We start from the raw sequence: 25,380 nt of genomic DNA on the forward strand, positions 1-25,380 counted from the left end.
TATGTTCGCCCTGGGCCCTCTTTCTTTCGCAGCTCCGCTGGCGCTGGCCGGCCTCCTCGCGCTGCCCGCGCTGTGGTTCCTGCTGCGCGCGACCCCGCCTGCACCGCGCCGGGCCGTCTTCCCGCCGCTGCGCCTCCTGATGGGGGCGCCGGACGATGCCGAGACGCCGCAACACGCGCCCTGGTGGCTGATCCTGTTCCGTCTCCTGATCGCAGCCCTGATCATCATCGCCCTGGCCCGTCCGGTCTGGACGCCGGCGGCGGTCGAGACCGAGACACGCCCCTCACTCCTGGTGCTGGACAATGGCTGGACGGCTGCCTCGGCCTGGGACGATATGCGCCGCGAAGCCGAACGCCTGATCGACCAGGCGGATCGCGACGGCCGCGCCATTGCCGTCACCGGCACGGCGGACAGTGGCAATGCGCCCCTGCCCGTGCGCTTGGGCAATGCCGACGCCGCCCGCCGCCAGCTGGAGACGCTGTCGCCCCAGCCCTGGCCCGCCGATCGCGACGCCACGGCCGATCGCCTGCGCAATGCGCGCGACGCCGGTCAGCTGGACGGCCCGCTGGCCGTGACCTGGCTGAGCGACGGCCTGAATTCCGGCGACGCCGCCCGCCTGGCCCAGACATTGTCGGGCCTGGGCCGCTTGCGGGTGATCGAACCGGACAGCGGCCACGCCGCACTTGCCCTCGCCCCGCCGGAAGCGGCGGCCGACGGGCTGACGGTGGAAGTTCGCCGCGCCGCAACCGACCTGCCCCGCACCGCCGGTGTCACGGCACTGGGCGCAGACGGCCGCGCCATTGCCCGCCGCGACCTCACCTTCGAGGCCGGTTCGGGCATTGCCTCGGCGACGCTGTCGCTGCCGCTCGACCTGCGCAATCGCATCGCAAGCCTGCGCCTGGACGGCACCTCGACCGCCGGGTCGGTGCATCTGCTGGGCGATAGCTGGCAGCGTCCGCGCGTCGGCCTGATCGAACTGACCGCCAGCGAGGGCCAGCCCCTGCTGTCCGACCTGCACTATATCCGGAGCGCCCTGGCGCCGCGCGCCGAGCTGATCCGCGGCACGCTGGACGATCTTCTGGCGGCCGAGCCGTCCATCCTGGTGATGACCGACGATGCGCGCAGCGACGATCCGCGCATTGCCGACTTCATCGACAATGGCGGCGTGCTGATCCGCTTTGCCGGCCCGCGCCTGGCGGCCCGCGGCGACGCGCTGCTGCCCGTCGACCTGCGCCAGGGCGGCCGTCTGTTCGGCGGGGCACTGAACTGGGAAGAGCCGCAGACGCTGGCGCCCTTCCCCGACACATCGCCCTTCGCCGGCCTGCCGGTGGATCGCAATGCGACCGTCGACCGGCAGGTTCTCGCGCAGCCGGGCTCGGCAACACCGGACCGCGTCTGGGCCCGTCTGGACGATGGCACGCCGCTGGTCACCGCCGAACGCCGCGCCCGCGGCTGGATCGTGCTGTTCCACGTCACGGCGAGCCCGGAATGGTCGGACCTGCCGCTGACCGGGCTTTTCCCGCGCATGCTGCAGCGTCTGATGGGCCTTGCCCACAGCGGCAGTGCCTCTTCACCCGCCAATGGCGCCTGGGTGCTCGACCGGGCACTCGATGCCGAGGGCCAGCTGGCCACAGCACCCGCCTCGGCCCGGCCGATCCCGGCCCAGGCATTCGAAACAACGGCGCCCAGCCCGGTTTCACCGCCCGGCCTCTACCGTCTTGGTTCGGCCTCGGCCGCCCTCAACGTGATCGCCCGCGACACGCGGATGGTGCCGCTGCCGCGCAATCTGCCCGGCGCTGAATTTGCCGGGCTGGACGGTCCGCGGGTCTCGCATTTCGACGCGCCGCTTCTGGCCGCCGCGCTGATCCTGCTGGCCATGGACATCCTGATCGCCCTGGCGCTGGCCGGCCGCCTGCCCGTGCGGCTGGGCGGCACGGCTGCCGCCGTGCTGATCGGTCTGGCCATCGTGCCCGGCGCTCCGATGGCGGACGCCCAGGACAGCGATCCCGACGCCTACGCGCTGGAGGCCGCACTCAGCCTGCGCTTTGCCTATGTCCGCACCGGCAATGCCCAGACCGACGGCCGCAGCGAAGCCGGCCTCGCCGGCCTCGGCCGCGAGATTACCCGGCGCAGTGCCATGGAACCGGACGCGCCGATGGGGATCGATATCGACACCGATCCGCTGCTTTTCTTCCCGATGATCTACTGGCCGGTCTCCACCGATGTGCAGCCGCTCTCGCCGGAGACGGCCGAGAAGGTGAGCGCCTATCTCCAGTCCGGCGGGCTGATCGTGTTCGACACCCAGGATGCCGACGTGGCCATGCTGCGCACAGGCGCGCCGCACCCCGGCCTCGTCACTCTGCTGGAAAGCATCGACATTCCGCCGCTGGCCCAGATCCCGCCGGATCATGTACTTACGCGCACCTTCTACCTGCTGCAGGATTTCCCGGGACGCTTCTCGGGCAGCCCGGTCTGGGTGGAAGCCAATCCCGACGGCGCCTCGCGAGACGGCACGTCCGGCGTGATCATCGGCGCCAATGACTGGGCCTCGGCCTGGGCCCGTAACGCGAACGGCGAGGCCATGGTGCCCATCGAGGGCGGCGATCGCCAGCGCGAGATGGCCTACCGCTTCGGCGTGAATATCGCGATGTACGCGCTGACGGGAAATTACAAGGCCGATCAGGTCCATGTGCCGGAAATTCTCGAGAGGCTGGGCCAATGAACGCGACCGTCACTGCGCTCGACTTTGCGCCGCTCCTGCCCTGGAGCGTGATCGCGGCCCTGGCCGGGCTCGCCCTTGTCGCCACACTGGCCGGCGGCGTGATGCGCCTGTCCGGCTGGATCTGGCGCACGCTCGCCATTCTGGGCATCGCCCTGGTGCTGGCCAATCCCTCGCTGGTCGAGGAAGAACGCGACCCGCTGGCCGACGTCGCCATCCTGGTGACCGATACCTCGTCCAGCATGGATATCGGCGGCCGCAACGAAGCCGCCAACGCCATGGCCGAGGCCCTGCGCCGCGAGGCCGAGAATGATCCCCTGCTGGATCTGGTCGAGGTGGAAGCCGGTGAGAGCGCCGACGGCACCATGCTGTTCGACGGCGTCAATGCCGCCCTCGCCAGTGCACCGCCGGACCGTATCGCCGGCGTCGTCCTGGTTACCGACGGCCAGGTGCATGATGCGCCGGCCAGCCTGGACGCGATCAATGTCGACGCGCCGATCCATCACGTCATGCCCGGCGACCGCGAGGCCGGCGACCGCCGCCTGGTGATCGAGGAAGCGCCGCGCTACGGCATTGTCGGCCAGACCGTGCAATTCATGATCCGCGTCGAGGACGATGCCATGCAGGGCACCGCCGCGGTGGATTTCCGCTTCGAGGGCGGCGAGCCCCAGCGCTTCACCATCCCGATCGGCCGCTCGACCCGGGTGGAAGTGCCCGTGGAACGCCGCGGCCAGAATGTCATCGAGGCCGAGGTCGAGGCGGGACCGGAAGAACTCTCGCTCATCAACAACCGGGCCGCCGTATCCGTGAACGGCGTGCGTGACCGGCTGCGTGTACTGCTGGTGACCGGCGAGCCGCACAATGGCGCGCGCGCCTGGCGTGACCTTCTGAAGTCCGATCCCTCGGTCGATCTCGTCCACTTCACCATCCTGCGGCCGCCAGATCGGCGCGACTCCACCCCGGTGGACGAGCTGGCCCTGATCGGCTTCCCGGTGCAGGAGTTGTTCGTGGAGCGCCTGGAAGAATTCGACTTGGTGATCTTCGACCGCTATCGCCGGCGCAATATCATGCCGCCGCTCTATTTCGACTATATCGCCCGCTATGTGGATAATGGCGGTGCGCTGCTGGTGACTGCCGGTCCGCCCTTCGCCGGCGCGCCGAGCCTTTACCGCACGCCGCTGGCCGCGGTCCTGCCGGTGCGTCCGACGGGCTATATCACCGATGGCGGTTTCACCCCTGAGACCACGGATACCGGCCTGCGTCATCCCGTGACGGCCGGTCTGGCCGGCGGCGGCGAGACCCCGCAATGGGGCCGCTGGCTGCGTCACATCCACGGCACGGCGCTGGGCGGCGATACGCTGCTGGAAACGCCGGACGGGCATCCGCTTCTCGTCCTGCAGCGTTCCGGCGAAGGCCGGGCCGCCATCGTGATGAGCGACCAGACCTGGCTGTGGGCGCGCGGTTTCGAGGGCGGCGGTCCCTATGCGGAAATGTTCCGCCGCGTCGCCCACTGGCTGATGCGCGAACCCGAGCTCGACGAGGAACGCCTGACCGCCTACGCCACCGAAGGCGAGCTGCATGCCGACCGGGTTACCCTGGCCGACGAAGCCCCGCCGCTGGAGATCACCTGGCCGGACGGTCGCGAGGAAACGGTCGCGATGGGGCGCACCGAAGATGGCCGCTTTGCCGCGGTCATGCCGGCGGAAGGCTCAGGCCTGGTGCGGCTGCGCTCGGGCGATCTGACGACGGTGGCCGCGCTGGGACCGATCAATCCGGTGGAATATGCCGATCTGCGTCCGACGGGCGAAGCGCTCGATCTCTTTGTCGAGGCAACCGGCGGCGGCTGGTATCCGGTCGGCGACGGCGCCGATGCGGACCTGCCGGCCCTGCGCCGCACGCGGGCAGGCGCCGATCAGGCCGGACGGACCTGGCTGGGCCTGACCCGCAATGAGCGTTATGTGGTCGAGGCCTCGACCCGCACGCCGCTTCTGCCGGGCCTGCTGGCGGTCCTGCTGCTGGCGGCTTTCCTGGGCCTGGGCTGGTGGCGCGAGGGACGCTAAGACAAAACGTCTTCATCTTGTGGAAACCCTGTCAGTGCGACGAGGGAGGCGTTCAACCGGAGACCGATCCATGCGCCGCATCCGCATCCTGCTCGCCATGCTTTTCCTCAGTCCGCTCCTGTCGGGATGCCTGGTCATTGCCGCAACCGATGTTGCCGTCGGCACGGTCGGCGCTGCGGTCGGTGCCGCCGGCGCGGTAGGCGGTGCGGCGATCGACGTTGTCACTCCCGGAGACGATGACGACGAGGACGAGGACTGAGCGCCTCCCCGCCTGTCCGCGGTTTTATTTTCATCGGCAATTCCTATGTGTTAGTCTGGTTGCGAGGGACTCGTTGCCAACTTTGTTAGGAGGCGCACAATGAGACGTACCATGACCGCGCTGCTGGCGATCGGAGCCCTGGCGGTTCCGGCACTGGCACAGGATCCCGTTTCCATTTCCCCGATCGGCTTCGGACCGGAGCTGACCGAGAAGGCCGACGAATACGGCCAGCGCGAGCTGGACTATCTGGCTCGGGAAATGCGCGAAGATCTCGAGCGCGAACTGTCCGGCATGCTCGGCGAGAACGGGCTTCGCCTGGAAGTTACCATTCTCGACGCCACGCCCAATCGGCCGACCATGGAACAGATGGCCGCCCGCAGCCTGCACCATTCATCCATCAGCATCGGCGGGGCAAGCCTTGAGGCCCGCCTTCTCGACGCCAGCGGCGCCGAGCTGGAGACGTTCAGCTATTCCTGGCGCTCGCATAACATCCAGGATGTCGTGGGCTATTCCCGCTGGACCGATGCACGCCGCGCGATGGACCGGTTCGCCGACGATATCGGCGAGAGCCTGAGCGAACGGTACCGTTCCGGCTCCTGATCCGGACCCATTCCCATCCAGTTAGAGCGGGGCGCATCCGGCGGGTGCGCCCCGTTTGTATTCACACCCTCGTTCGCGGTCGCACAATACCCTTCGCTCACGCACACGTGACGCTCCGTGCTAGTCTCTTTGCCACAAGGGGGACCTGATGCGAGGAGAGACACGATGCGTGTGCTCGCTTTAGTCCTTGTAGGTGCGTTCATCGGGACTGTGCCGGCGGCATCGGCGACGGCCCAGACAAGCGGCTTCCAGTCCAGCTATCGCAGCGAGGCGACCGGCTCGATCGAAATCGGCCGGATCGACGTCGCCCCGGCGCTGCGCGCGAAAGCCGAGCTTCTGGGTGAGGCCGAGCTGGGGCGGTTGACCGGCTATCTGCGCGACGTGCTGCAGAACACGCTGGTCGCTGCCGACTGGCACGGCGTCTCGGCGCACGAGACGGTGCTCAATATCACCCTGATCGATGTCGTCCCCAGCCGTCCGACCCTGTCGCAGATCCAGGAGATGGATACCGCGCACTATACCAGCGAGGCGTCCGGCGGTGCCGAACTGACGGCCGAGCTGGTCGGGGCCGATGGCCGGCCGATCGGGCAGTATGCCTTCCGCTGGTACAATACCGAGCCGACAGGTCACGATACGGGCATCTGGAGCGATACCCGCCTGGCCTTCAGCCTGTTTGCGCGGGAGCTGACCGACAGTCTCGGCGAAGCCCCGATGCCCCGGCGCCTGTCGGAAAGCCGCTAGTTCGCCAGCCCGGACAGGGCGTCAGGGCGCGCCGATCCACTTGTGGGTTTGCAGGCTCAAGGACCATTGCGGATGCGCCAGGCAGTATTCGAATGCGGCCTGGGCGTTCTCCATCATGCGAGCGCCATCCATCGGCTGCAGGGAGAAGCGCCGGAAGTCCCAGGCCGTGAACGCTGCCGGATCGAGGCCGGGCTGCGGATAGACGAGTTTGAGCTCGTGGCCGGAGCGCTGGACGACCTGCGCGGTGCCCTTCGGACTGACCGTGATCCAGTCGATCCCTTCCGGCGCCGGCAGCGTGCCATTGGTCTCCACGGCGATCTCGAACCCGGCTGCGTGCAATGCCTCGATCAGCGGCGCGTCGAGCTGCAGCAGGGGTTCCCCGCCCGTACACACGACCAGCGGCTTGCCGCCGCCGGGCCAGAAGCTGCTGACGTGATCGGCGACATCTTGCGGCGTCGCAAAGCGCCCGCCCCCCGGCCCGTCCATGCCGACGAAGTCCGTGTCGCAGAAATTGCAGACCGCCTTGGCCCGGTCCTGCTCCCGGCCGCTCCACAGATTGCAGCCGGTAAAGCGCAGGAAGACCGCAGGCCGGCCGGCCTGCGCGCCCTCGCCCTGCACCGTCAGGAAGGCTTCCTTGACCGAATAGCTCATGCCGTCCGCGCCTCCTGCCAGGCTTGCCAGCCCGCGGCCCGCAGCTCGCATGCCGGGCAGGTGCCGCAGCCATGGCCCCAGTCGTGCAGCGCACCGCGCTCGCCGCGATAGCAGGTGTGAGACTGGATCCGGATCAGCTCGACCAGGTCCGCACCGCCCAGCGCGTCGGCCAGCGCCCAGGTCTGGCCCTTGTCCAGATGCATCAGTGGCGTCTCGACACGCATCGGCACGTCCAGGCCCAGCGTCAGCGCCTGCTGCGTCGCATCGATCGTGGCGCGGCGGCAATCCGGATAGCCGGAATAGTCGGTCTCGCACATGCCGCCGACAAGGACGCTGTGCCCACGGCGATAGGCCAGGGCCGACGCCACGGTGAGAAACACCAGATTGCGGCCCGGCACGAAGGTGGACGGCAGACCGTTGGCCTGCATCTCGATCTCACGCTCGGCCGTCAGCGCGCTTTCCGCGATGGCGCCATAACCGGTGAGGTCGATGACGAAATCCTCGCCCAGCCGGTCGCCGCCGGGCAGGGCCTGCATCCCCTTGCGCACATCCTGCCGCGCGCTCATCTCGACGGCGTGCCGCTGACCATAGTCGAAACCGACCGTCTCGACCCGGTCATACCGGTCGAGCGCCCAGGCAAGGCAGGTGGCGGAATCCTGGCCACCGGAGAAGAGGACCAGGGCCGTGGGGGCAGGCATTGGGTTCGTCATGGGCGGCTTATATAATGAAGACAGCGAGGATGACCATGAGCCATAGCTGGACCTATACAACCTGGCCCGATCCGGACAGCGCCGAGACGGCCGCAAAACGGCTGATCGAGGAGAAGCTGTGTGCCTGCGCGAACGTGTTCCGCGGCATGATCAGCCTCTATCGCTGGCAGGGCAAGGTGGAGACCGCGCAAGAAGCCGTCATGGTCCTCAAAACGCGGACCGATCTGGCGCCCGCCCTGTGCGAACGCATCGTCGCGCTGCATCCCTATGACGAGCCGTGCGTGCTCTCCCTGCCGGTCGACAAGGCTGGAAGTGCGGCCGGTTTTCTCGACTGGATCGACCGGGAAACGCGCCCGTCTTCATGACGTTTCGGTGAAGTTTCCATGAAACCGTTCAGGCGTTTAAGCCTTGGAAAGCAGGCCCGGACAATCTCCCCCGCAGATTTCAGGGGGAAACGGGATGAGCCGCCTCGTTCGCGATGTGATGACAGATGCGCCGGTGGTTTCGCCGGACACTTCGGGTGAGTTCGTCTACGACCTGTTCTCCGACGACAAGGACCTTCTGGTGGTTGCCGTGGTGCAGGACGGCCAGCCGCTGGGTCTGGTCTCGCGCGACCGCTTTTTCGTGAAGATGGCCGACCGGCATGGCCGCGCGCTGTTCTCCAAACGCCCGGTCACCTTCCTGATGAACAAGGATCCGCTGCTCGTCGAGGCCTCGACGCCGATCGCCGAGCTGAACATGCTGATCGTGCGGGACCGCCCGTCCGCCCTGATGGAAGGCTTCCTGATCACCCGCAATGGCGAATATTCCGGCGTCGGTACCGCACTGGACCTGTTCCGCGAGACCTCGCGGGAAAGCGCCGAGCGCAGCCACAAGCTCTCCGCCCTGGCCGAGCAGCTGGGCCATGCACGCATCGAGGCGCTGGCAGCCTCGAAGGCCAAGTCGGAATTCCTCGCCACGATGAGCCACGAGATCCGCACGCCGCTGAACGGTGTGCTCGGCGTCGCACAATTGCTGATGTCGACCGAGCTGAATGCCGAACAGTCCGAATTCGTGCGGGTGATCAATGACAGCGGCCAGATTCTCCTGCGCCTGCTGAACGATGTGCTCGACCTTTCCAAGATCGAGGCCGGCAAGATGGACCTCGACATCCAGGTCTTCGATCCCCACCGCATGGCGGCCGATGCCCGCACGCTCTGGCAGGCCCGCGCCCGGGAAAAGGCGATCGGCTTCTCCATCGAGGTGCAGGCTGGCAAGGACGACCGGTTCGAGGGCGATCCGGTACGGCTCAAACAGGTCCTGTTCAACCTGGTCAGCAATGCGATCAAGTTCACCGAGACCGGCTCGGTCGATGTGGAAATGGGCTTCCATGCCATCGGCCGCCGCCGTCATGTCATGCGGGTCGAGGTGCGCGACACGGGTTGCGGTGTACCGGAGGCGGCGCAGCCGAAACTCTTCTCCGCCTTCACCCAGGCCGATGCCGAGACCACGCGGGCGCACGGTGGCACCGGACTGGGCCTGACGATCTGCAAACGCCTTGTCGAGCTGATGGGCGGCACGATCGGCTTCCGCACCACCGCCGGCCAGGGCTCGACCTTCTGGTTCGAAGTGCCTCTGAAGCGCGATATCGCCGAGCCGGTGCCCGCCGCCGGGACGCCGGAGCCTGTCCCGGCCGCCATGCCCGCTGGCGGTGTCCGCATTCTCGTCGCCGAGGACATTGCCGTGAACCGCGCCGTCGCCAAGGGCTTCCTGAACCTGCGCGGCTATGAGGCCGATTTCGTGGAGAACGGCGCTGCAGCGGTCGAGGCGGTGAGGGCGCAACGCTACGATCTCGTGCTGATGGATATGGAAATGCCGGTGATGGACGGGCTGCAGGCGACCGCCGCCATCCGCGCCCTGCCCGGCCCGGCTGGCCAGGTTCCGATTGTCGCCCTGACCGCAAACGCCCTGTCGAGCGCCCGGACGCGCTGCCGCGAGGCGGGCATGAATGATGTGGTCACCAAGCCGATCAACCAGGCCGAGCTCTTTGGCGCGATCGATGCCTGCCTCAATGATCCCGCAACACCGCGGACCAGCGTCGCGGCCTGATCCGGGTTGAAAGAGATGTCGCGGCAATGAAATAGGCTGCGCGATTTCGAAATTGCGCAGACGCTTCGCCCCCGGCGCTGTCATGCATCGGCCTGCCAACCACGGAGGTCGATATGGCTTTTCTCCCCGGCGCCCTTTTTGCCGCCACCCTGCTGCTCTCCCCCGCAGCACCCCAGACCGACACGACCCAGGACCGGCTGGACCGGCTGCACCAGCGTGTGCTGACAGCCTGCCGGCACGAAAACCGCCACGGCGCCATGGCCGCACGCGGTGTGCGGTCCTGCGTTCGCGACACGCTCGACCGGGCTGTCGAAGCATCCGGTGACCGCTGTCTCCAGGCCCTTCATGCGGGCGCCGCGCTTCCCGCAGCGCTTGCAAGCTGCGATAACCGCTACCGGATTGCACAGCAGACCGGACCAGCACGGGATGAGCACGATCGAGATTCTTGATATCCTGGCGCGCGGCGGGACCTTCGCGCTCGCCGTGATGCTCGGCCTTCTCTTCCTGCGCGATGCCCGGCACAGCCTGGCGGCCCGCCTCGGCATCCTGTTCGCGACCGGTGTGGCCTGTTACGCGCTCCTGTCATCCAACACGATCGCAGCCGTGCTCGGCCCCGTCGATCCGGTGCTGAACGTGTTCGCCGTGCCCACCGGCGTCTTTTTCTGGTGGTTCGCCACGGCCCTGTTCGATACCGGTTTTCGCTGGCGGATGTGGCGCCTGCTGCCCATGCTGGCCGTCGTGCTGTGTGCGGCGGGCAATTTCCTGTCGCCCGGCGACAGCCTGTTCGCGATGATCTCCGCCAGCGGCTGGCAGATCATCAACATCTCGATGATGGCACACGCCGCCATCCTGGCCCTGCGCGACTGGGGCGACGACCTGATCGAGCCCCGGCGCAGATTCCGCATCGCCTTCGCGATTCTGGTTGCCCTCCTGGGCATCGCCATATCCGCCCTGGAACTGCGCTACGCCCGTTCCGGTTTTCCCGACTGGGTCTTCCCCACCCACGGCTTCACGCTCTTCGTCCTGGCCATGGGATTTACCGGCTGGCTGGTTGCCACGCCCACCGACCTGTTCGGCGCCCGCGACATACGCCGCCGCGGCGGCGCCGGACGGGACCTGTCACCGGAGAACCGCCCCCTCGCCCGCCGGCTGGAAGCCGCCATGGCCGAAGGGCTCTATCGCGAACCCGGTCTCACCGTCGGCTCGCTGGCGGAACATCTGGGCACGCGCGAACACCGGCTGCGGCGGATCATCAATCAGGGGCTGGGCTACCGGAATTTCTCCGCCTTCCTCAACGCCCACCGGCTGGAAGAGGCCAAGCGGCTGCTCGCCGACCCGGACCGCGCCCATGACCAGGTTCTCACCATCGCGCTGGATCTGGGCTATGGCTCGATCGCGCCCTTCAACCGGGCCTTCCGCGCCGAGACCGGCACGACGCCAACGGCTTTCCGCCGCGATGCGCTGAGCAGCTAGAGCATTTTCAGCAAAAGTGGGTACCGGTTTTGCGGTTCGAAAATGCGACCACCAAGGACCGGCATTTTCAGCAAAAGTGGGAACCGGTTTTGCGGTTCGAAAATGCGACCGCCAAGGACCGGCATTTTCAGCAGAAGCGGGAACCGGTTTTGCGGTTCGAAAATGCGACCGCCAAGAACCCGGCATTTTCGGCAAAAAGTCGGTACCGGTTTTGCCGTGAAATCGCTCTAGAGATCCGGCTCGCTGTCCTTGAACACCTGGTGCGCGGCTTCGTCATAGCCATTGCGGCGCGAGATGATCAGGATGGCCGCCAGCCCGCCGCCGACGGCGACACTGACCACTGTGCCCAGGCCGAGCGCAATCCAGCCGTGAATGCCCATCGAGACCTCGGGCAGATTGCCCAGCCCCCAGACGATGAAGGCGAGGCAGAGCAGGATCGCGACAACCGCGACGGCGATGAGGGGGGTGTTGGTTCTGTTCATGGCGCCTGTCTACCTGTTCCTGAGACGCAGGACCATGGCGGGCCCGGCCCGCGTGACGCTTCGCCGCACCGGGCGAACCGGGCCGCCACGGCTGCCTAGTGCTGGGCGACCTGCATGCGATTCCACAGATTGATCATCGCGATGAGCGCCGTCAGCGCGGCGATCTCGCGCGCCTCGAAATGACGCGCCAGCTCTGCGCGCAAGGGCTCCAGCTCGGCAGCCGGATCGATAATCGTCAGCGCCTCGGTCCAGGCAAAGGCGGCCTTTTCACGCGCGGTGAAGTCGGACATGTGACGCCAGGCCACCAGCCGGTCGAGACGCTCGCTCGTTTCCCCGTCCTCGCGGGCCTCGCGCGTGTGCATCTTCACGCAGAAGGCACAGCCATTGATCTGTGAGGCGCGCAGCACGACGAGGTGACGCAGGGCCGGTTCGAGCCCGGTCTCCACGATCGCCGTCTGGGCGGCGATGAAGGCATTGAAGACGTCCGGCAGGTCGCGATCGGCGCGGATTTCGGTATGGGCAGTCATGTCAGTCTCCTGGGTTGGCGAAGCCAAAGGCTTCAGAACCCAAGACGCATGGCCGGCGCCGCGTGTGACAGATGCCCTGCAGAATGTCGGGAAAGGTGCGGATGACGCGTGCCGCGGACAGCCCGCCTTCGCCAAGGCTCCGGAGGACAAGCCTCTTCGCCCCGGGTGTGCGCTTGGGGTGGCTTGAAACTCGATGGCAAAGGGGGAATCGCGTGTGTCGCGGACATGCCCGCCTTCGCCAAGGCTTCGGCGGGGCACCTCTTCGCCCCAAGTGCGCGCTTCGGGTGGCTTGCCACCCGAAGCCCGCAGGGCGAAGGGTGGTGGCGAGGGAGAGACTTGAACTCTCGACCTCACGATTATGAGTCGTGCGCTCTAACCAGCTGAGCTACCTCGCCACAAGGTCTGTCCCGTTCGGGAGAGGGACGCCATATACGCGGCCCGCCCGCGGCTGGCAAGCCGCGAACGGGCCCCGATTTCAGTTGTGCCTGCTTTACGCGGCACGCACCTCGTTGAGGAATTGCTCGACCGCCGATTTCAGCGAGTCGGACTGGCGCGACACGGCCAGCGAAGCCTCAAGCACCTCGCCCGCGCTCTCGCCGGTTTCCGAGGTCGACTGGTCGACTTCCTGGATGTTGGAGAACACGTCGCGCGTGCCGTCGGCCGCTTCCTGGGCCGAGCGGGTGATCTCGCCCGCTGCCGCGCGCTGCTCTTCCATGGCAGCCGCGATGGCGGTGGCGATTTCCGACATTTCGTGGATCGTGCCGCCGATCGAGGACATCGCCTCGACCGCCTTGGCCGTCGCACCCTGGATACCGGAGATGTGCTCGGAGATGTTCTGCGTCGCCGCGCCGGTCTGGCTGGCCAGCGCCTTCACTTCCGACGCCACGACCGCGAAGCCCTTGCCCGCTTCGCCCGCGCGCGCCGCCTCGATGGTGGCGTTCAGGGCCAGCAGGTTGGTCTGCTCGGCGATGTCGTTGATGAGGCTGACGATATTGTCGATCGACTTGGCCGCATCGTCGAGACGCTGCACGTCTTCATTGGTGCGCTCGACCTGGTCGACGGCAGAACCGGCGATCTCGGTGGAGCGGGCGATCTGCTGCGAGATCTCGCCGATCGAGGAGACCATTTCCTCGGCCGCGGCCGCCACGGTCTGAACGTTCTGCGACGCGCCTTCGGAGGCCTGGGCCACGGCGGCGGACTTGCCGGTGGTGGCCGCAGCCGTCGAGCTCATGGCGCGGGCAGCCGCTTCCATACGGTGTGCCGCTTCGCCGACCTGGCTGAGTGCATCCGACGAGGCCTGTTCGAAGGCCTGGATCAGGCTTTCCACGGCCGCCGAACGCTTCTCCTTCATGCGGCGTTCCTGCTCGGTTTCCGCTTCCAGGCGCGCACGCTCCTTGGCGTTCTGGCGGAACACGTCCACCGAGCGCGCCATGTCGCCGATCTCGTCCTGGCCCGGGGTGAAGCCCAGATTGACGTCATTATCGCCTTCAGCCAGCGCGCGCATGGTGCGGGCCATCGCCGTCAGGCGCTTGAGCAGCGTGTTGTTGACGTAGAACCAGGCAATTGCGAGCGCCACCACGAGGCCGATCGCCGCAATGGAGATCAGCAGGATGCGGCCGGCAATCACGGCAGCGTTCGCGGCATCGGTCGCGTTGTCGACACGGCCGGCGACCTGCTGCTTGTAACCTTCAACACTGGCCAGCAGCGTCTCGGCCGACAGGCGCGCCTCTTCGGCGACCACTTCGGCAGCAACAACGGCGGCAAGTTCCGCCTTGCGCAGTTCGAAAATCCCGGTGTCGCCCTCGCCGAAGGCGATCAGGCTGTCGGCCTGGCCGCGCATCACGTCGGAGACGATCGGGCCGAGAATGGCGAGGTTCACATCCAGTTCGCCGACGGCTTCGTCCCAGCGGTCAAACACCGCGTCGACATCCGGATTGGTCGAGGCAATATCGACCTCGGTGTACTGGATCATCATCTGGTTGGCCGCCAGCAGCGAACGCAGCAGGCTTTCGATGTCCGCGTCGGTGCTGGTGTCGAGGGCATTCTCGACGCTGGAAGCGAACTGGGCGCGCGCCGCGCGGGCCTGCGCGGTGGCGTCATAGCGTTCGTCGCGGATCTGGAGCCGGCGGTCCACAACCTCATTCATGCTCTCGACGAGTTCGGAGAGATCGGCGACGGCCGTCGCCAGAGCCGCGGTTTCCGCCTCGCCGCCGATCGCCTGGAGATCTTCCAGTTCGCCCGTCAACTGCTCGCGGTAATCGACGACGCGATTGTAGTTGGCCAGACGCGCATCCACCGTCGGGGACAGGGCAAAGCTGGACAGCGCCTCGGAGAGGGCCTGGCTGTCCTCGCTCAGCGAGTCGACGGCCTGGGTTTCCGGAATGGCACGCTCGGCAATCTGCTGCACGGCGTAGTTCGCCGAATTGAAGCCGGTCACACCGACCACTGCTGCGATCAGCGTCATGGCCGACGTCAGACCAAATGCAGCCAGGAGCCGGACCCGGATACTCGAGGTCTTGTCGAGGAAGTTGGCGAACACAGAATTCATTGGATGGCCCCTTACGGTTAATGCCCCCGATAAAAAGATACGGCGACGCTACCGCGCCGCCGTAAATGAATTCTTATTCTTGTGAGCGCTTTCCGGTTCTATCGCCGGATGGCGCAGTATTTCTTTATGTTCAACCGCCGAGGTTGAAGTCGAAGCGCTGCTGGACGCCTTCGGATGCACTCGCCGCCGGCGCATAGGCCCAGCCTTCGATGGCGCGCAGAACGGCGCGGTCGAACACGCCTTCCGGGCTCGCTTCGACGACCGTGGCGTTCTCGACGACGCCTTCGGCCGAAACCGTGTATTCGACAACCGCATAGCCCTCGATCCCGCGACGTTCGGCACCACGCGGATATTCCGGTGCCTCGACCTGGGTGCGCTCGCGATCGTCCTGTGCCAGTGCCGGAGCCGCCGTGAAAGCCATCGCCGTCATTGCCGCTGCCAGAAACATGGTTCCCGTCTTGTTCATCGACATACCCTTCATCCAGTTCTTGGTTCGAGGCGCTGCCCGGGATTTTCCCCGTGTTCGAACGCCCGTTGATTTCCTGCGGACCCGTTCTGTCCGACGTGATGAAGAATGACCGAAACCGGTTGCCAAACGCTTAAGTGCGATTCGATTTTTCGAGCGGTTGTGGAATTTTTTTATCTTGCAAATTCAATTGTTTAGCTGTTTTGAATTTGAAGATTTGGTTACTTGTGCCAAAACGCGACATGTCTTCGCCGGATTCTTCGTAAACATCGAATTAACCGCGAAAAAACAATTCGATCCTTCCTGGTCGCTTCAACCGGACCCCTCGCATGCCCCCCACCGACCGCCGCATCGATGCCGACACGCTGACCGGATTTCTGGCGGCCGTCCTGACGGCAGCCGGAGCCCGCAAGCCTGACGCCGATTGTGTCGCGGCGCACCTGGCTGACGCCAATCTGAAGGGCCATGACAGTCACGGCGCCGGCCTGCTGCCGGTCTATGTCCACCATATCCGCAAGGGCCTGGTCGAGACCGGGGCGACCTCCGCCACACTGACCGACACCGCGGTTCTGCTGCGCATCGACGGGAATGGTGGATGGGGCGCGCCGGCCGGTTTCGGCCTGATCGAACAGGCCGGACAGAAGGCGAAGGCCGGCGGGCTGGCGGCGGCCACGCTCGGCGATGTGCACCATCTCGGCCGTATCGGCGCCTATGGCGAGCGCGCGGCCGCGGCCGGGCTGGCCTCGATCCATTTTGTCAGCGTCGGCGATCATGCGCCGCTGGTGGCGCCCTTCCGGGGGTCAGACGCCCGCTTTGGCACCAACCCGGTCTGCATCGCCTTCCCGGCGACGGCAAAGCGGCCAGCCTTCGTGCTGGACATGGCGACCAGCCGGATCGCGCTGGGCAAGGCCCGGGTCGCGGCCAACAAGGGCATCGCGCTGGCCCCGGGCAATCTAATCGACGAGAAGGGCCGGCCCACGACCGATCCCAACGGCATGGCCGGCTTCGAGCTCAAGGGTGCGCTGACACCGATGGGCCGCCACAAGGGATACGGGCTGGCCTTTGCCTGCGAGATCCTCGCCGGCGTCCTGTCGGGCGCGGGTACGATCCAGCCGGGGCGCGAGCGGCGCGGCGGGCTGCAGAACGGGCTCTTCTCCATCCTGATCGACCCGGCCGCCTTCGGCGATCCGGCCTGGATGGAGGACGAGATCGAGGCGCTGGCCGATTATGTCCTCGCCTCGCCGCCGATGGACTGGGACAGCCCGGTTCTCTACCCCGGCGATCCCGAGCGCGCCGCCGAGGGCAAACGCCGCCGCGAGGGCATCCCGATGGACGACACCACGATTGCCCAGCTGAACAAGTCGGCCGAAATCGCGGGCTGCCCGGATCGCCTCTAGGGCAAATGCTCCTCCGCGCCCTGCAAGGCACGAAGGAGCATGCCGGTCAGGCCAGGCTCAGGCGGACGTCCACATTATTGCGGGTGGCGTTGGAATAGGGACAGACCTGGTGTGCGGCGTCGACCAGCGCCTGTGCCGTATCGCGTTCCAGGCCCGGAAGGTCGACCTTGAGATCGATATCGAGGCCGAACCCGCCCTCATCGCGCGGACCGATGCCGACCGTCGTCTCGACCGTTGCGTCGGCCGGAACCTTCGTACCGACCTTGCCGGCCACAGCTTTCATGGCGCCGATGAAGCAGGCCGAATAGCCCGCCGCGAACAATTGCTCCGGATTGGCGCCTTCGCCGCCTGCACCGCCAAGTTCTTTCGGCGTGGCGAGCTTCAGTTTCAGCGTCCCGTCGAGGGTTTCCGCCGTACCGTCACGGCCGCCGGTGGCCCGGGCCGTCGTCTTGTACGCAACCTTTACAGACATTGTGCGTCCTTCCTGATGAGCGGCCTCGCGGCCAGGTAACTTTTGCACGATTAAATCGTGCGCGATATAATTGGGAAGCCGATGCCCCGTCGTCAAGCGCTTGCGATCATATCGCGTACGATTAAATTGATGGCCTTGTTCAAGCGAGAGCCACAATGCCTGAAACCCCTGCCCCCGCCGCCTTCCCGGAAAAGATCCGGCTGAACGATCTGGTCTGTTTCGCCGTCTATTCGGCGAACAATGCCTTCAATCGCTTCTACAAGCCGATCATGGCAGAGCTGGGTCTGACCTATCCGCAATTCCTGGTGCTGATGGCGCTGTGGGAAGAGGACGGCCAGGGCGTCGGCCAGCTGGGCGAACGGCTCGGCCTGGAATCCAACACGCTCACACCGCTGCTCAAACGCATGGAAACCGCCGGCGTCATCGAACGCCGCCGCGACAAGGCTGACGAGCGCCGCGTCGCCGTGCAGCTGACGCCGCCCGGCCGGGATCTGGAAGCCAAGGCCGGCGCCCTCCTTGCCTGCGTGCCGCAAGCCACGGGCATGACCACGGACGAGCTGGTCGAGCTCAGAACCGCGGTCGAACGCCTGCGCGACAATCTCGCCTGCGCCCGCGACGGCGACTGATCAGCTGCGCTCGAGCCCGTGCAGGGCAAAGGTGTCGAGAATGTCGTCGCCGATCCGTTTGGGGCGGCGGGTGTCGCGGTCGATCAGGCACCATTCCGTCGTCGCGCGGGCAGAGAAGCGTTTCGCGCCGGGCTTGCGGATATCGACATGGCGATCGAAGCGCGGCCCGTGAATGCGGCCCAGCCAGGTGCGGATCTCGGCCGTCTCGCCGGGCTGGATGGCGTCGCGATACTCGATCGTGTGCTTCAGCGCGATCCAGATATCGCTGGCGATCATCTCCGGCGTGGCGACGCGGTGCCAGTGGGTGATGGCGATATCCTGGACCCAGCGCAGATAGACGACATTATTGACGTGGCCCAGCTCGTCGATATCGCCCGGCCCCGGCACGACCCGGCGCATCAGCGCCGTCTCGAAGGAGACACAGCCCAGCCCTTCGCCGTCGACCGCCTGCTCCGGCCCGATCACCCCGGCCAGCGAAATCCCGCTGTCATCCATCACACTCTCCTTCGCAGGTGCACAATATATGGATGGCGGCGTGGCAGGTGAAGGGGGTGGGCCGCTGCGCGGCCAAACACGCTCGCGACCCCTTCTCCCCTCCCGGGGAGAAGGTGGGCGAAGCCCGGATGAGGGGCGCGCGCCAGCGCCACGCTAAAGAAGAGTCTTTAAGTGGCCGCTCCCGCGGCCGCCCCTCACCCTGCCCTCTCCCCGGGAGGGGAGAGGAGAGCGTGGCCGGAGAACCCCCGCCCCTATTTCGGCGCGGAGATATGGATCGGGTGGCCCAGCGCGGTCAGGGCGGCTTCGGCGAAGCCTTCGGTGAGGGTCGGGTGGACGTGGATCGTGCCGGAAATGTCTTCCAGGCGCGCGCCCATCTCGACCGCCAGGGCGAATTCGCCCGACAGCTCGGAGACGTGCGTGCCCACGGCGTGGATGCCCAGGATGACATGATCGTCCTTGCGCGCGGTGACGCGGACGAAACCGCCATCCGTACCGGCATCCATGGAGAGATAGCGGCCCGAGGCGGCCAGCGGGAATTTGCCCGTGATCACCTCTTCGCCCTTCGCCTTGGCCTCATCCGGCGTCAGGCCGACACCGACGACTTCCGGCTCGGTGAAGCAGACGGCAGCGATCGCCACCGGGTCGTGCACCCGGCGCTGGCCGGCGATGATCTCGGCGACCATCTCGCCCTGGGCCGTCGCCTTGTGCGCCAGCAGCGGCTCGCCGACGACATCGCCGATGGCATAGACGCCGCGCATGCCAGTGCGGCACTGGGCATCGACCTTGATGAACTTGCCATCCATGTCGAGGCCCATGTTTTCAAGGCCCCAGCCATCGAGGCAGGCCTTGCGGCCGACGGCGACGAGGATCTTGTCGGCCTCGATCGACTGGGTCTCGCCCTTGGCGTCCTCATATTCCAGAACGGCTTTGCCGCCCTTTGTCTCGGTCACGCCCTTGGCCTTGCACGACAGGTGGACATCCACCTTGTGCTTCTTCAGCCACATCGTGATCGGGCGGGTGATTTCCTTGTCATAGAGCGGCAGGATGCGGTCCAGCGCCTCGATGAAGGTCACTTCGGTGCCCAGCTTGCGATAGGCGATGCCCAGTTCCAGGCCGATATAGCCCGCCCCGACAACGACCAGCTTTTCCGGACGCTCGGTCAGATCCAGTGCCTGGGTCGACCCGATCACCGACTTGCCGAACGGCATGAAGGGCAATTCCACTTCCACCGAACCGGTCGCCAGGATCACATTCTCGGCCGTGATCTCGACCTTCTCGCCGTCTTCCTGCGTGACGATGCAGGTCTTGGCGTTGGAGAATTCGGCCCAGCCGGCGATGTGTTCGGCACCGGCGGCCTTGATCAGCTGCGCCACGCCGCCGGTCAGTTTGGAGACGATGCCGTCTTTCCAGCCCACCAGCTTGCCCATGTCCAGCTTGGGCTCTTCGGACAGGGAGATGCCGAAACGGTCGCCCTTGGCGGCTTCGGACATATGCTCGAACTCGGTCGCCGCATGGATCATCGCCTTGGAGGGGATGCAGCCGCGATTGAGGCAGGTCCCGCCCAGACCGTGCTTGTCGACAATAATCGTGTCGAGGCCCAGCTGGCCGGCGCGGATCGCAGCCGGATAGCCGCCCGGGCCACCACCGACGACGAGGACCTGGCAAGTGCGTTGTTGCATGGCGTGCGCTCCCTAGCCCATGAACAGGGTGGCCGGGTTCTCCAGGAACCCTTTGACCCGCTGGATCAGCATGGCGGCGTCATAGCCGTCGACGATGCGGTGGTCGAAACAGGATGACAGGTTCATCACCTTGCGCGGCACGACCTGGCCGTCCGCGTCATAGCGCGGCAGGGTCTGCATCTTGTTGACGCCGATGATGGCCGTTTCCGGCGCATTCAGGATCGGCGTGGTGACCAGGCCGCCGATCGCCCCCAGCGAGGTGATGGTGATGGTCGAACCGGTCAGCTCGTCCTTGGTTGCCTTGCCGTCCTTGGCAGCCTGGCCGAGACGGCCGAGCTCGCTCGCGATCTGCCAGATGTCCAGGCTCTCGGCGTGCTTGATCACCGGCACCATCAGACCGTTCGGCGTCGCTGCGGCGATGCCGCAATGGACGGCGTCATACTTGGTCAGCACCATGGCCTCGCCATCGAAATGGGCATTGGCCTGGGGCGTGTGCGGCAGGGCCCGCGTCAGTGCCATCACGAGGAAGGGGATGAAGGTCAGCTTGGGCTGGTCTTCGCGGCGCGTATTGTTGAGATGCGCCCGCAGCTCTTCCAGCGCGGTGACGTCGATCTCCTCGACATAGGCGATGTCGGGAATGGTGCGCTGGGCGCGCGACATGTTGTCGGAGATGCGCCGGCGCAGGCCGATCACCTTCTCCTCGGTGACACCGGTCTGCGGCGCGCGGATCGCCGTGCCGCCCCCGCCGGACTTGGACGCGAGGCGTCCGCCGGACTTGATGAAATCGTCCAGATCCTCGTGCGTGATGCGGCCGGCCGGACCCGTGCCCGGCACCAGGCCGAGATCGATATCCTTGTCCAGGGCGCGCTTGCGCACGGCCGGGCTGGCCAGCGGGCGCTCGCCGGTCATGCGGGCAGCCACGGAAGGCGCCGCAGCGGCCTGTTCCGGCTCGACGGGCTTTTTCGGCTCGGGCCGGGCCGGCGCCTCCGGTTCCGGCTCTTTCGCGTCGTCCTCGGCCGGAGCCGCGCCTTCGGTGGCGATGAACATGATCTCGGTGCCAACGGCGATGACATCGCCCGGTGCGCCGACCAGCTTGGTAACGGTGCCGTTTACGGCACAGGGGATTTCCACCGTCGCCTTGTCGGTCATCACGTCCAGCACGTGCTGGTCCTCGGTGACGGTGTCACCTTCCTTGACGTGCCATTCGACGATCTCGGCCTCGACGATCCCTTCGCCGACATCGGGCATCTTGTAGCGGTATTCGCTCATCTTAAGCCTCCAGAACGGCGTTCATCGCATTGATGAAACGCTCCGGGCCCGGGAAGTAGGACCATTCATGCGCATGCGGGTAAGGTGTGTCCCAGCCGGTAACGCGCTGGATCGGCGCCTCGAGAGCATAGAAGCATTCTTCCTGGATCTGCGCGGCCAGCTCGGCTGCGAAACCGGACGTGCGCGGCGCTTCCTGGGCAACGATGCAGCGGCCGGTCTTGTTGACCGAACGGGCGATCGTCTCGATGTCGTAGGGCACCAGGGTGCGCAGATCGATGATCTCCGCATCCACGCCGGCCTTTTCCGCCGCTGCCTGGGCGACGAGCACCAGCGTGCCATAGGTGACGACGGTCACGGCATTGCCTTCGCGCACCACATCCGCCTTGCCGATCGGCACGGTGTAATGGCCCTCGGGCACCTCGCCCTTGGGATGTTTGCCCCAGGACGACAGCGCACCGCCGGAATGCCCGTCGAACGGACCGTTATAGAGACGCTTGGGCTCGAAGAAGATCACCGGATCCGGGCTTTCGATGGCCGAGATCAGCATGCCCTTCGCGTCATACGGGTTGGACGGCATCATCACCTGCACACCCGGGATATGGGTGAAGAAGGCTTCCGGGCTCATCGAGTGGGTCTGGCCGCCGCGGATACCGCCGCCGCAGGGTGTGCGGATCACCACCGGTGCGGTGAAAGTGCCGGCCGTGCGATAGCGCAGGCGCGACAGTTCCGACACGATCTGGTCGAGGCCGGGGAAGATATAGTCGGCAAACTGGATTTCCGCGACAGGCTTGAGACCCCGCGCCGCCATGCCGATCGCCATGGCGACGATGGCCGCCTCGTTGATCGGTGCATCGAAGGAGCGGTCGAGACCGTATTTCTTCTGCAGGTTTGCCGTGACGCGGAACACGCCGCCGAAATAGCCGGCATCCTCGCCAAAGCTGACGACGTCGCCATCGCGTTCCATCATCACGTCCAGGGCCGAGTTGAGGGCCTGGATCATGTTCATCGTGGCCATGTCCTAGACTCCCAGATCCTGGCGCTGGCGGCGCAGGCGCCAGTCCTGTTCGGCGTAAACATCCTCGAAGATGGAGTTGACCGGTGACAGCGGGCCATCATGCAGCGTGCCGTAGCTTTCCGCTTCCTTGTAGGAGGCGATTACCAGCTCGTTCTGTTCCTTCTCCAGCGCGGTGTGACGCGCCTCGTCCCACTCGCCCAGGCCGATGAGATGGTTCTTCAGGCGCGCGATCGGGTCGCCCAGCGGCCAGATCTCGTTCTCGCCCTTGGGACGGTAGCCGGACGGATCGTCCGAGGTGGAGTGCGCGTCGGCGCGATAGGTAAAGGTCTCGATCACCGTGGCACCATGACCGGCACGGGCGCGCTCGGCGGCCCATTGCGTGGCGGCATAGACGGCGAGGAAGTCATTGCCGTCGACCCGCAGCGAGGCCAGGCCGTAGCCCAGCCCTTTCAGCGCGAAGCTGGGTGACTGACCGGCGGCGATGCCCTGGAAGGTCGAGATGGCCCACTGATTGTTGACGACGTTGAGGATCACCGGCGCCTTGTAGGTCGAGGCCAGAACCAGCGCGCCGTGGAAATCGCCCTCGGCCGTCGAGCCCTCGCCGATCCAGCTTGCGGCGATCTGCTTGTCGCCCTTGTACTGGCACGCCATCGCATAGCCCACGGCCTGCGGGAATTGCGTCGCCAGATTGCCGGAGATCGAGAAGAAATTGCCTTCAGCCCAGGTGTAGTGCACCGGCAGCTGGCGGCCCTTCAGATTGTCACGGCTGTTGGAAATGCAGTGGCACATCATGTCGACGATGTCGCGGCCGCGCGCAAACAGGATGCCCTGCTGACGGTAGGACGGGAAGACCATGTCGCCCTTGTCCAGCGCCATCGCGCCGGCGACGGCAACCGCCTCCTCGCCCGTCGACTTCATGTAGAAGCTCATCTTGCCCTGACGCTGCAGCTTCAGCATGCGGTCGTCATAGGTGCGGGTGAGCATCATGTGGCGCAGGCCCTCGCGCAGCACGTCCGGCTTCAGCTTGGGATCCCAGTCGCCGACGGCCTGGTGGTTGTGATCGAGCACACCGATCAGGCCGAGCGCCAGGTCGCGCGTCTCCATACCCGCTACGGACGGGTCGGGACGCGGCGCCTCACCGGCAGCCTGCAGGTCGAGATGGGAGAAGTCGGGCGTGTCGCCGGGCCGGACATGAGGCGCCGGAACATGGAAGCGGGGTTCGTCTTGTGCCATGGGCTCTCGCTGAACTGATGGGGCGTCTGGGCCCCGGCAATCGCCGCGATATACTGGCTCGCGAGCGCGAGACGGCGTCTAACGCGGATGGACAGGTCTTGTCTACCGTTGGAATGCGGCGCCATTTCGGGGTTCGCAAGTGCAATATATTGGATTAATTTCGCAGAAATCCATGGTTTGAGGAAATAATGACCGCCACTCTAGACACGATTGATGTCCGCATTCTGGAAGCCCTGCAGGAAGATGCCGGCCGCTCGGTCGCCGATATCGCCGAAATCGTCGGCCTGACACCCTCGCCCTGCTGGCGCCGGATCCGGCGGCTGGAAACCGAAGGCATCATCAAGCGCCGCTCGGTCCAGCTCGACCGCCGCGCCATCGGCCTGATGTTCACCGCCTATCTGGAAGTGAAGATCCAGCCGGCCCGCAAGGCGAATTACGAAAAGTTCGAAAGCGCCATCCAGTCCTTCAAGGAAGTCACCGAAGCGGCCACCATGACCGGCCCCTATGACTACCTGCTCAAGGTCGTGACGCCGGACATCGATAGCTATAACGACTTCATGTACGAGAAGATGATCCCGCTCGACGTGGTCGGCGATTTCCGCACCTCCGTGCAGATCCGCAATGTGAAGGAAGGCCGCGGCCTGCCCCTCAACCATATCGAGGACTAGGTGGCCCTTCGCCAGCGCAGCATGACGGGGCCGCTCCTGTGGGGCGCCGCGATCCTCGTCGCGGTCGTCATCGTGATCGTTCTGCGCTTCGACCTCTCCGGCAATCTGGAGATCGATGCCTGTCTGGATGCGGGCGGCCGCTGGGACCATGCCGCATCGCGCTGCGACTTCACCCCGCCTCAGGAAGAGGCCAGCCGCGGCAGGACGACGGCGCGATAGGCCCGCTCGATCTCCGCGTCCAGCGCTTCGGGAACGGGCTCGCCCGGCAGGTAGAGCTTCACGGCACCCAGGGGAAAGCCGATCAGGCCGAGCCGTGCGATCTCCAGGGGCAGGCCTGTGTGCCGGCAGAAGGCGTCGATCGCCACCATCACCCGGTCATTGGCCGCGGCGAGTTCGGCCTGCAGCGCCTCCGGCGTATTGTCCGACATCAGCTCGCTGCGCCGGCAGCAGACCAGGATCAGCGCCTTGTCCGGCTCGGCGCGGCAGAAGCGCGGCGTCTCCAGCGCCGCTGCCAGTCCCGGCACCTCGCCGGGCTGATCGAGGGCTGCAAGAAAACGGGCATGGAATGCGCCCAGCGTGTCCAGCCAGGCCCGCGCCAGTAGTCCCTCACGCGAACCGAAGCGATGGTAGAGCGAGCCGACCGAGACGCCGGTCTCCTCCACCACGCTCTGCATGCGCACCTCGCCGTCACGCACCAGCATGCGGCCAACGGCCGCAAACACATCATCGTCGGAGAATGTTGACCGCCGGCCCATATTAGAACATTATTTCTAGAACAAACTTTCCAATACGAGTCACTATCATGCCCCTCCTGCTCTGGCTAGCGGCCGCCATGGCCCTGCTCACCACACTGGTTCACACATTCGCCGGCGGCCGGGAAGTCGCGCGGCCGCTGCTTGCCAGCAACGCCCTGCCACCGGCCTCGAAATGGCTGAACTATTATTGCTGGCATATCACCACCATCCTGCTCGCCTTCATGGTGGCCGGATATGCCCTCGCCGCCTGGGATGCGGCTTACCGGCCGATCGCGCTTTTCCTGACGCCGCTGTGCGCCACGCTGAGTGTGCTCAGCGCGGCCGTCGCGGTGAAGGGCGGCATCGCGCCGCTCAAACTGCCCTCGACCAGCCTGTTCGCGGCTACGGCTGCGCTTGGCGTCGTCGGTCTCGCACTCTAGCGAACACGCGCGGTCTGACGGAGGGCCA

The 25,380-nt window shown here is 66.2% G+C and carries 27 protein-coding genes and 1 tRNA gene; 14 read left to right on the plus strand and 14 right to left on the minus strand.

All coding sequences use genetic code 11. From position 1 onward, the window contains the following. The first annotated feature begins 1 nt into the window (after nucleotide 1). The 5 genes from JJ918_RS03055 to JJ918_RS03075 all read left to right on the plus strand — a co-directional run bounded on the left by JJ918_RS03055 (nucleotide 2) and on the right by JJ918_RS03075 (nucleotide 6,379). Nucleotides 2-2,722 carry a DUF4159 domain-containing protein gene (locus JJ918_RS03055; RefSeq protein ID WP_291883087.1) on the plus strand — a complete coding sequence of 907 codons (2,721 nt, stop codon included), beginning with the start codon at nucleotides 2-4 and terminating at the stop codon, nucleotides 2,720-2,722. Beyond that, nucleotides 2,719-4,779, plus strand: a complete 2,061-nt coding sequence (locus tag JJ918_RS03060) for a glutamine amidotransferase (protein WP_291883090.1) — start codon at nucleotides 2,719-2,721, stop codon at nucleotides 4,777-4,779. Before JJ918_RS03055 ends, JJ918_RS03060 begins: the two co-directional genes overlap by 4 nt. Before the next feature lie 70 nt (nucleotides 4,780-4,849). Next, nucleotides 4,850-5,038: a hypothetical protein gene (locus tag JJ918_RS03065; RefSeq protein WP_291883093.1), complete on the plus strand. Its 189-nt coding sequence runs from the start codon at nucleotides 4,850-4,852 to the stop codon at nucleotides 5,036-5,038. A gap of 99 nt (nucleotides 5,039-5,137) precedes the next feature. Then, the gene (locus JJ918_RS03070; protein ID WP_291883096.1) at nucleotides 5,138-5,638 is read left to right on the plus strand and encodes a hypothetical protein; all 501 of its coding nucleotides are present in this window, start codon (nucleotides 5,138-5,140) and stop codon (nucleotides 5,636-5,638) included. 165 nt (nucleotides 5,639-5,803) lie between these two features. Next, nucleotides 5,804-6,379, plus strand: a complete 576-nt coding sequence (locus tag JJ918_RS03075; RefSeq protein WP_291883099.1) for a hypothetical protein — start codon at nucleotides 5,804-5,806, stop codon at nucleotides 6,377-6,379. A gap of 21 nt (nucleotides 6,380-6,400) precedes the next feature. Here JJ918_RS03075 and queE read toward each other — a convergent pair whose 3' ends face one another. Both queE and queC read right to left on the minus strand, forming a co-directional pair. Next, the gene (gene queE, locus JJ918_RS03080) at nucleotides 6,401-7,030 is read right to left on the minus strand and encodes a 7-carboxy-7-deazaguanine synthase (RefSeq protein ID WP_291883102.1); all 630 of its coding nucleotides are present in this window, start codon (nucleotides 7,028-7,030) and stop codon (nucleotides 6,401-6,403) included. Then, nucleotides 7,027-7,728, minus strand: a complete 702-nt coding sequence (gene queC, locus JJ918_RS03085) for a 7-cyano-7-deazaguanine synthase QueC (protein WP_291883105.1) — start codon at nucleotides 7,726-7,728, stop codon at nucleotides 7,027-7,029. Before queC ends, queE begins: the two co-directional genes overlap by 4 nt. A 41-nt stretch (nucleotides 7,729-7,769) precedes the next feature. Between queC and cutA the strand changes: the two genes are divergently transcribed. The 4 genes from cutA to JJ918_RS03105 all read left to right on the plus strand — a co-directional run bounded on the left by cutA (nucleotide 7,770) and on the right by JJ918_RS03105 (nucleotide 11,301). Then, nucleotides 7,770-8,105, plus strand: a complete 336-nt coding sequence (gene cutA / locus JJ918_RS03090; protein ID WP_291883107.1) for a divalent-cation tolerance protein CutA — start codon at nucleotides 7,770-7,772, stop codon at nucleotides 8,103-8,105. A 94-nt stretch (nucleotides 8,106-8,199) separates the two neighbouring features. Next, entirely contained in the window at nucleotides 8,200-9,828 is a 1,629-nt protein-coding gene (locus JJ918_RS03095; protein WP_291883109.1) for an ATP-binding protein, read from the plus strand. A gap of 113 nt (nucleotides 9,829-9,941) precedes the next feature. Then, nucleotides 9,942-10,277 carry a hypothetical protein gene (locus tag JJ918_RS03100; protein ID WP_291883111.1) on the plus strand — a complete coding sequence of 112 codons (336 nt, stop codon included), beginning with the start codon at nucleotides 9,942-9,944 and terminating at the stop codon, nucleotides 10,275-10,277. Beyond that, nucleotides 10,255-11,301 (plus strand): AraC family transcriptional regulator, encoded by a 1,047-nt coding sequence (locus JJ918_RS03105; RefSeq protein ID WP_291883115.1) that lies wholly within the window; start codon nucleotides 10,255-10,257, stop codon nucleotides 11,299-11,301. The genes JJ918_RS03100 and JJ918_RS03105 overlap by 23 nt, the downstream gene beginning before the upstream one ends. A 227-nt stretch (nucleotides 11,302-11,528) precedes the next feature. Here the strand turns inward: JJ918_RS03105 and JJ918_RS03110 are convergent, their stop codons facing one another. The 5 genes from JJ918_RS03110 to JJ918_RS03130 all read right to left on the minus strand — a co-directional run bounded on the left by JJ918_RS03110 (nucleotide 11,529) and on the right by JJ918_RS03130 (nucleotide 15,324). Further along, complete coding sequence (locus JJ918_RS03110; protein WP_291883116.1) at nucleotides 11,529-11,783, minus strand: hypothetical protein; 255 nt, start codon at nucleotides 11,781-11,783, stop codon at nucleotides 11,529-11,531. Between the two features lie 95 nt (nucleotides 11,784-11,878). After that, nucleotides 11,879-12,310: a carboxymuconolactone decarboxylase family protein gene (locus JJ918_RS03115; RefSeq protein ID WP_291883118.1), complete on the minus strand. Its 432-nt coding sequence runs from the start codon at nucleotides 12,308-12,310 to the stop codon at nucleotides 11,879-11,881. Nucleotides 12,311-12,628: 318 nt separating this feature from the next. Beyond that, nucleotides 12,629-12,705: transfer RNA gene (locus tag JJ918_RS03120), tRNA-Met, on the minus strand. A gap of 95 nt (nucleotides 12,706-12,800) precedes the next feature. Then, entirely contained in the window at nucleotides 12,801-14,858 is a 2,058-nt protein-coding gene (locus tag JJ918_RS03125; RefSeq protein WP_291883120.1) for a methyl-accepting chemotaxis protein, read from the minus strand. Between the two features lie 130 nt (nucleotides 14,859-14,988). Further along, nucleotides 14,989-15,324, minus strand: a complete 336-nt coding sequence (locus JJ918_RS03130) for an energy transducer TonB (RefSeq protein WP_291883123.1) — start codon at nucleotides 15,322-15,324, stop codon at nucleotides 14,989-14,991. Between the two features lie 329 nt (nucleotides 15,325-15,653). Here JJ918_RS03130 and JJ918_RS03135 point away from each other — a divergent pair, with 329 nt between their 5' ends. Then, on the plus strand, nucleotides 15,654-16,721 hold the full coding sequence (locus JJ918_RS03135; RefSeq protein ID WP_291883126.1) for a malate/lactate/ureidoglycolate dehydrogenase: 1,068 nt from the start codon (nucleotides 15,654-15,656) through the stop codon (nucleotides 16,719-16,721). 46 nt (nucleotides 16,722-16,767) lie between these two features. Here JJ918_RS03135 and JJ918_RS03140 read toward each other — a convergent pair whose 3' ends face one another. Then, the gene (locus tag JJ918_RS03140) at nucleotides 16,768-17,193 is read right to left on the minus strand and encodes an organic hydroperoxide resistance protein (RefSeq protein WP_291883128.1); all 426 of its coding nucleotides are present in this window, start codon (nucleotides 17,191-17,193) and stop codon (nucleotides 16,768-16,770) included. 155 nt (nucleotides 17,194-17,348) lie between these two features. On the opposite strand from JJ918_RS03140, the gene JJ918_RS03145 reads away from it, so the two are divergent. Beyond that, nucleotides 17,349-17,819 (plus strand): MarR family winged helix-turn-helix transcriptional regulator, encoded by a 471-nt coding sequence (locus JJ918_RS03145; RefSeq protein ID WP_291883131.1) that lies wholly within the window; start codon nucleotides 17,349-17,351, stop codon nucleotides 17,817-17,819. Here the strand turns inward: JJ918_RS03145 and JJ918_RS03150 are convergent, their stop codons facing one another. From JJ918_RS03150 to JJ918_RS03170, 5 genes are all read right to left on the minus strand, one after another. Beyond that, nucleotides 17,820-18,314, minus strand: a complete 495-nt coding sequence (locus tag JJ918_RS03150) for a thioesterase family protein (RefSeq protein ID WP_291883134.1) — start codon at nucleotides 18,312-18,314, stop codon at nucleotides 17,820-17,822. Between the two features lie 251 nt (nucleotides 18,315-18,565). Beyond that, nucleotides 18,566-19,993, minus strand: coding sequence for a dihydrolipoyl dehydrogenase (gene lpdA, locus JJ918_RS03155; protein ID WP_291883137.1), 1,428 nt, complete (start codon nucleotides 19,991-19,993; stop codon nucleotides 18,566-18,568). A gap of 12 nt (nucleotides 19,994-20,005) precedes the next feature. Next, complete coding sequence (locus JJ918_RS03160; protein ID WP_291883140.1) at nucleotides 20,006-21,262, minus strand: dihydrolipoamide acetyltransferase family protein; 1,257 nt, start codon at nucleotides 21,260-21,262, stop codon at nucleotides 20,006-20,008. Between the two features lies 1 nt (nucleotide 21,263). Further along, nucleotides 21,264-22,277, minus strand: coding sequence for an alpha-ketoacid dehydrogenase subunit beta (locus JJ918_RS03165; RefSeq protein ID WP_291883143.1), 1,014 nt, complete (start codon nucleotides 22,275-22,277; stop codon nucleotides 21,264-21,266). Between the two features lie 3 nt (nucleotides 22,278-22,280). Beyond that, nucleotides 22,281-23,510, minus strand: coding sequence for a thiamine pyrophosphate-dependent enzyme (locus JJ918_RS03170; RefSeq protein WP_291883146.1), 1,230 nt, complete (start codon nucleotides 23,508-23,510; stop codon nucleotides 22,281-22,283). A gap of 188 nt (nucleotides 23,511-23,698) precedes the next feature. Here JJ918_RS03170 and JJ918_RS03175 point away from each other — a divergent pair, with 188 nt between their 5' ends. Together JJ918_RS03175 and JJ918_RS03180 are read left to right on the plus strand one after the other, a co-directional pair. Then, nucleotides 23,699-24,178 (plus strand): Lrp/AsnC family transcriptional regulator, encoded by a 480-nt coding sequence (locus tag JJ918_RS03175; protein WP_271185685.1) that lies wholly within the window; start codon nucleotides 23,699-23,701, stop codon nucleotides 24,176-24,178. Next, nucleotides 24,179-24,397, plus strand: coding sequence for a hypothetical protein (locus tag JJ918_RS03180; protein ID WP_291883154.1), 219 nt, complete (start codon nucleotides 24,179-24,181; stop codon nucleotides 24,395-24,397). Here JJ918_RS03180 and JJ918_RS03185 read toward each other — a convergent pair. Continuing rightward, nucleotides 24,358-24,933 carry a TetR/AcrR family transcriptional regulator gene (locus JJ918_RS03185; protein WP_291883157.1) on the minus strand — a complete coding sequence of 192 codons (576 nt, stop codon included), beginning with the start codon at nucleotides 24,931-24,933 and terminating at the stop codon, nucleotides 24,358-24,360. The genes JJ918_RS03180 and JJ918_RS03185 overlap by 40 nt on opposite strands. 47 nt (nucleotides 24,934-24,980) lie before the next feature. Between JJ918_RS03185 and JJ918_RS03190 the strand changes: the two genes are divergently transcribed. Beyond that, on the plus strand, nucleotides 24,981-25,352 hold the full coding sequence (locus tag JJ918_RS03190) for a hypothetical protein (protein WP_291883160.1): 372 nt from the start codon (nucleotides 24,981-24,983) through the stop codon (nucleotides 25,350-25,352). The last annotated feature ends 28 nt before the right edge of the window (nucleotides 25,353-25,380 follow it).

The sequence above is a fragment of the Maricaulis sp. genome (assembly GCF_017642925.1).
GTDB lineage: Bacteria > Pseudomonadota > Alphaproteobacteria > Caulobacterales > Maricaulaceae > Maricaulis.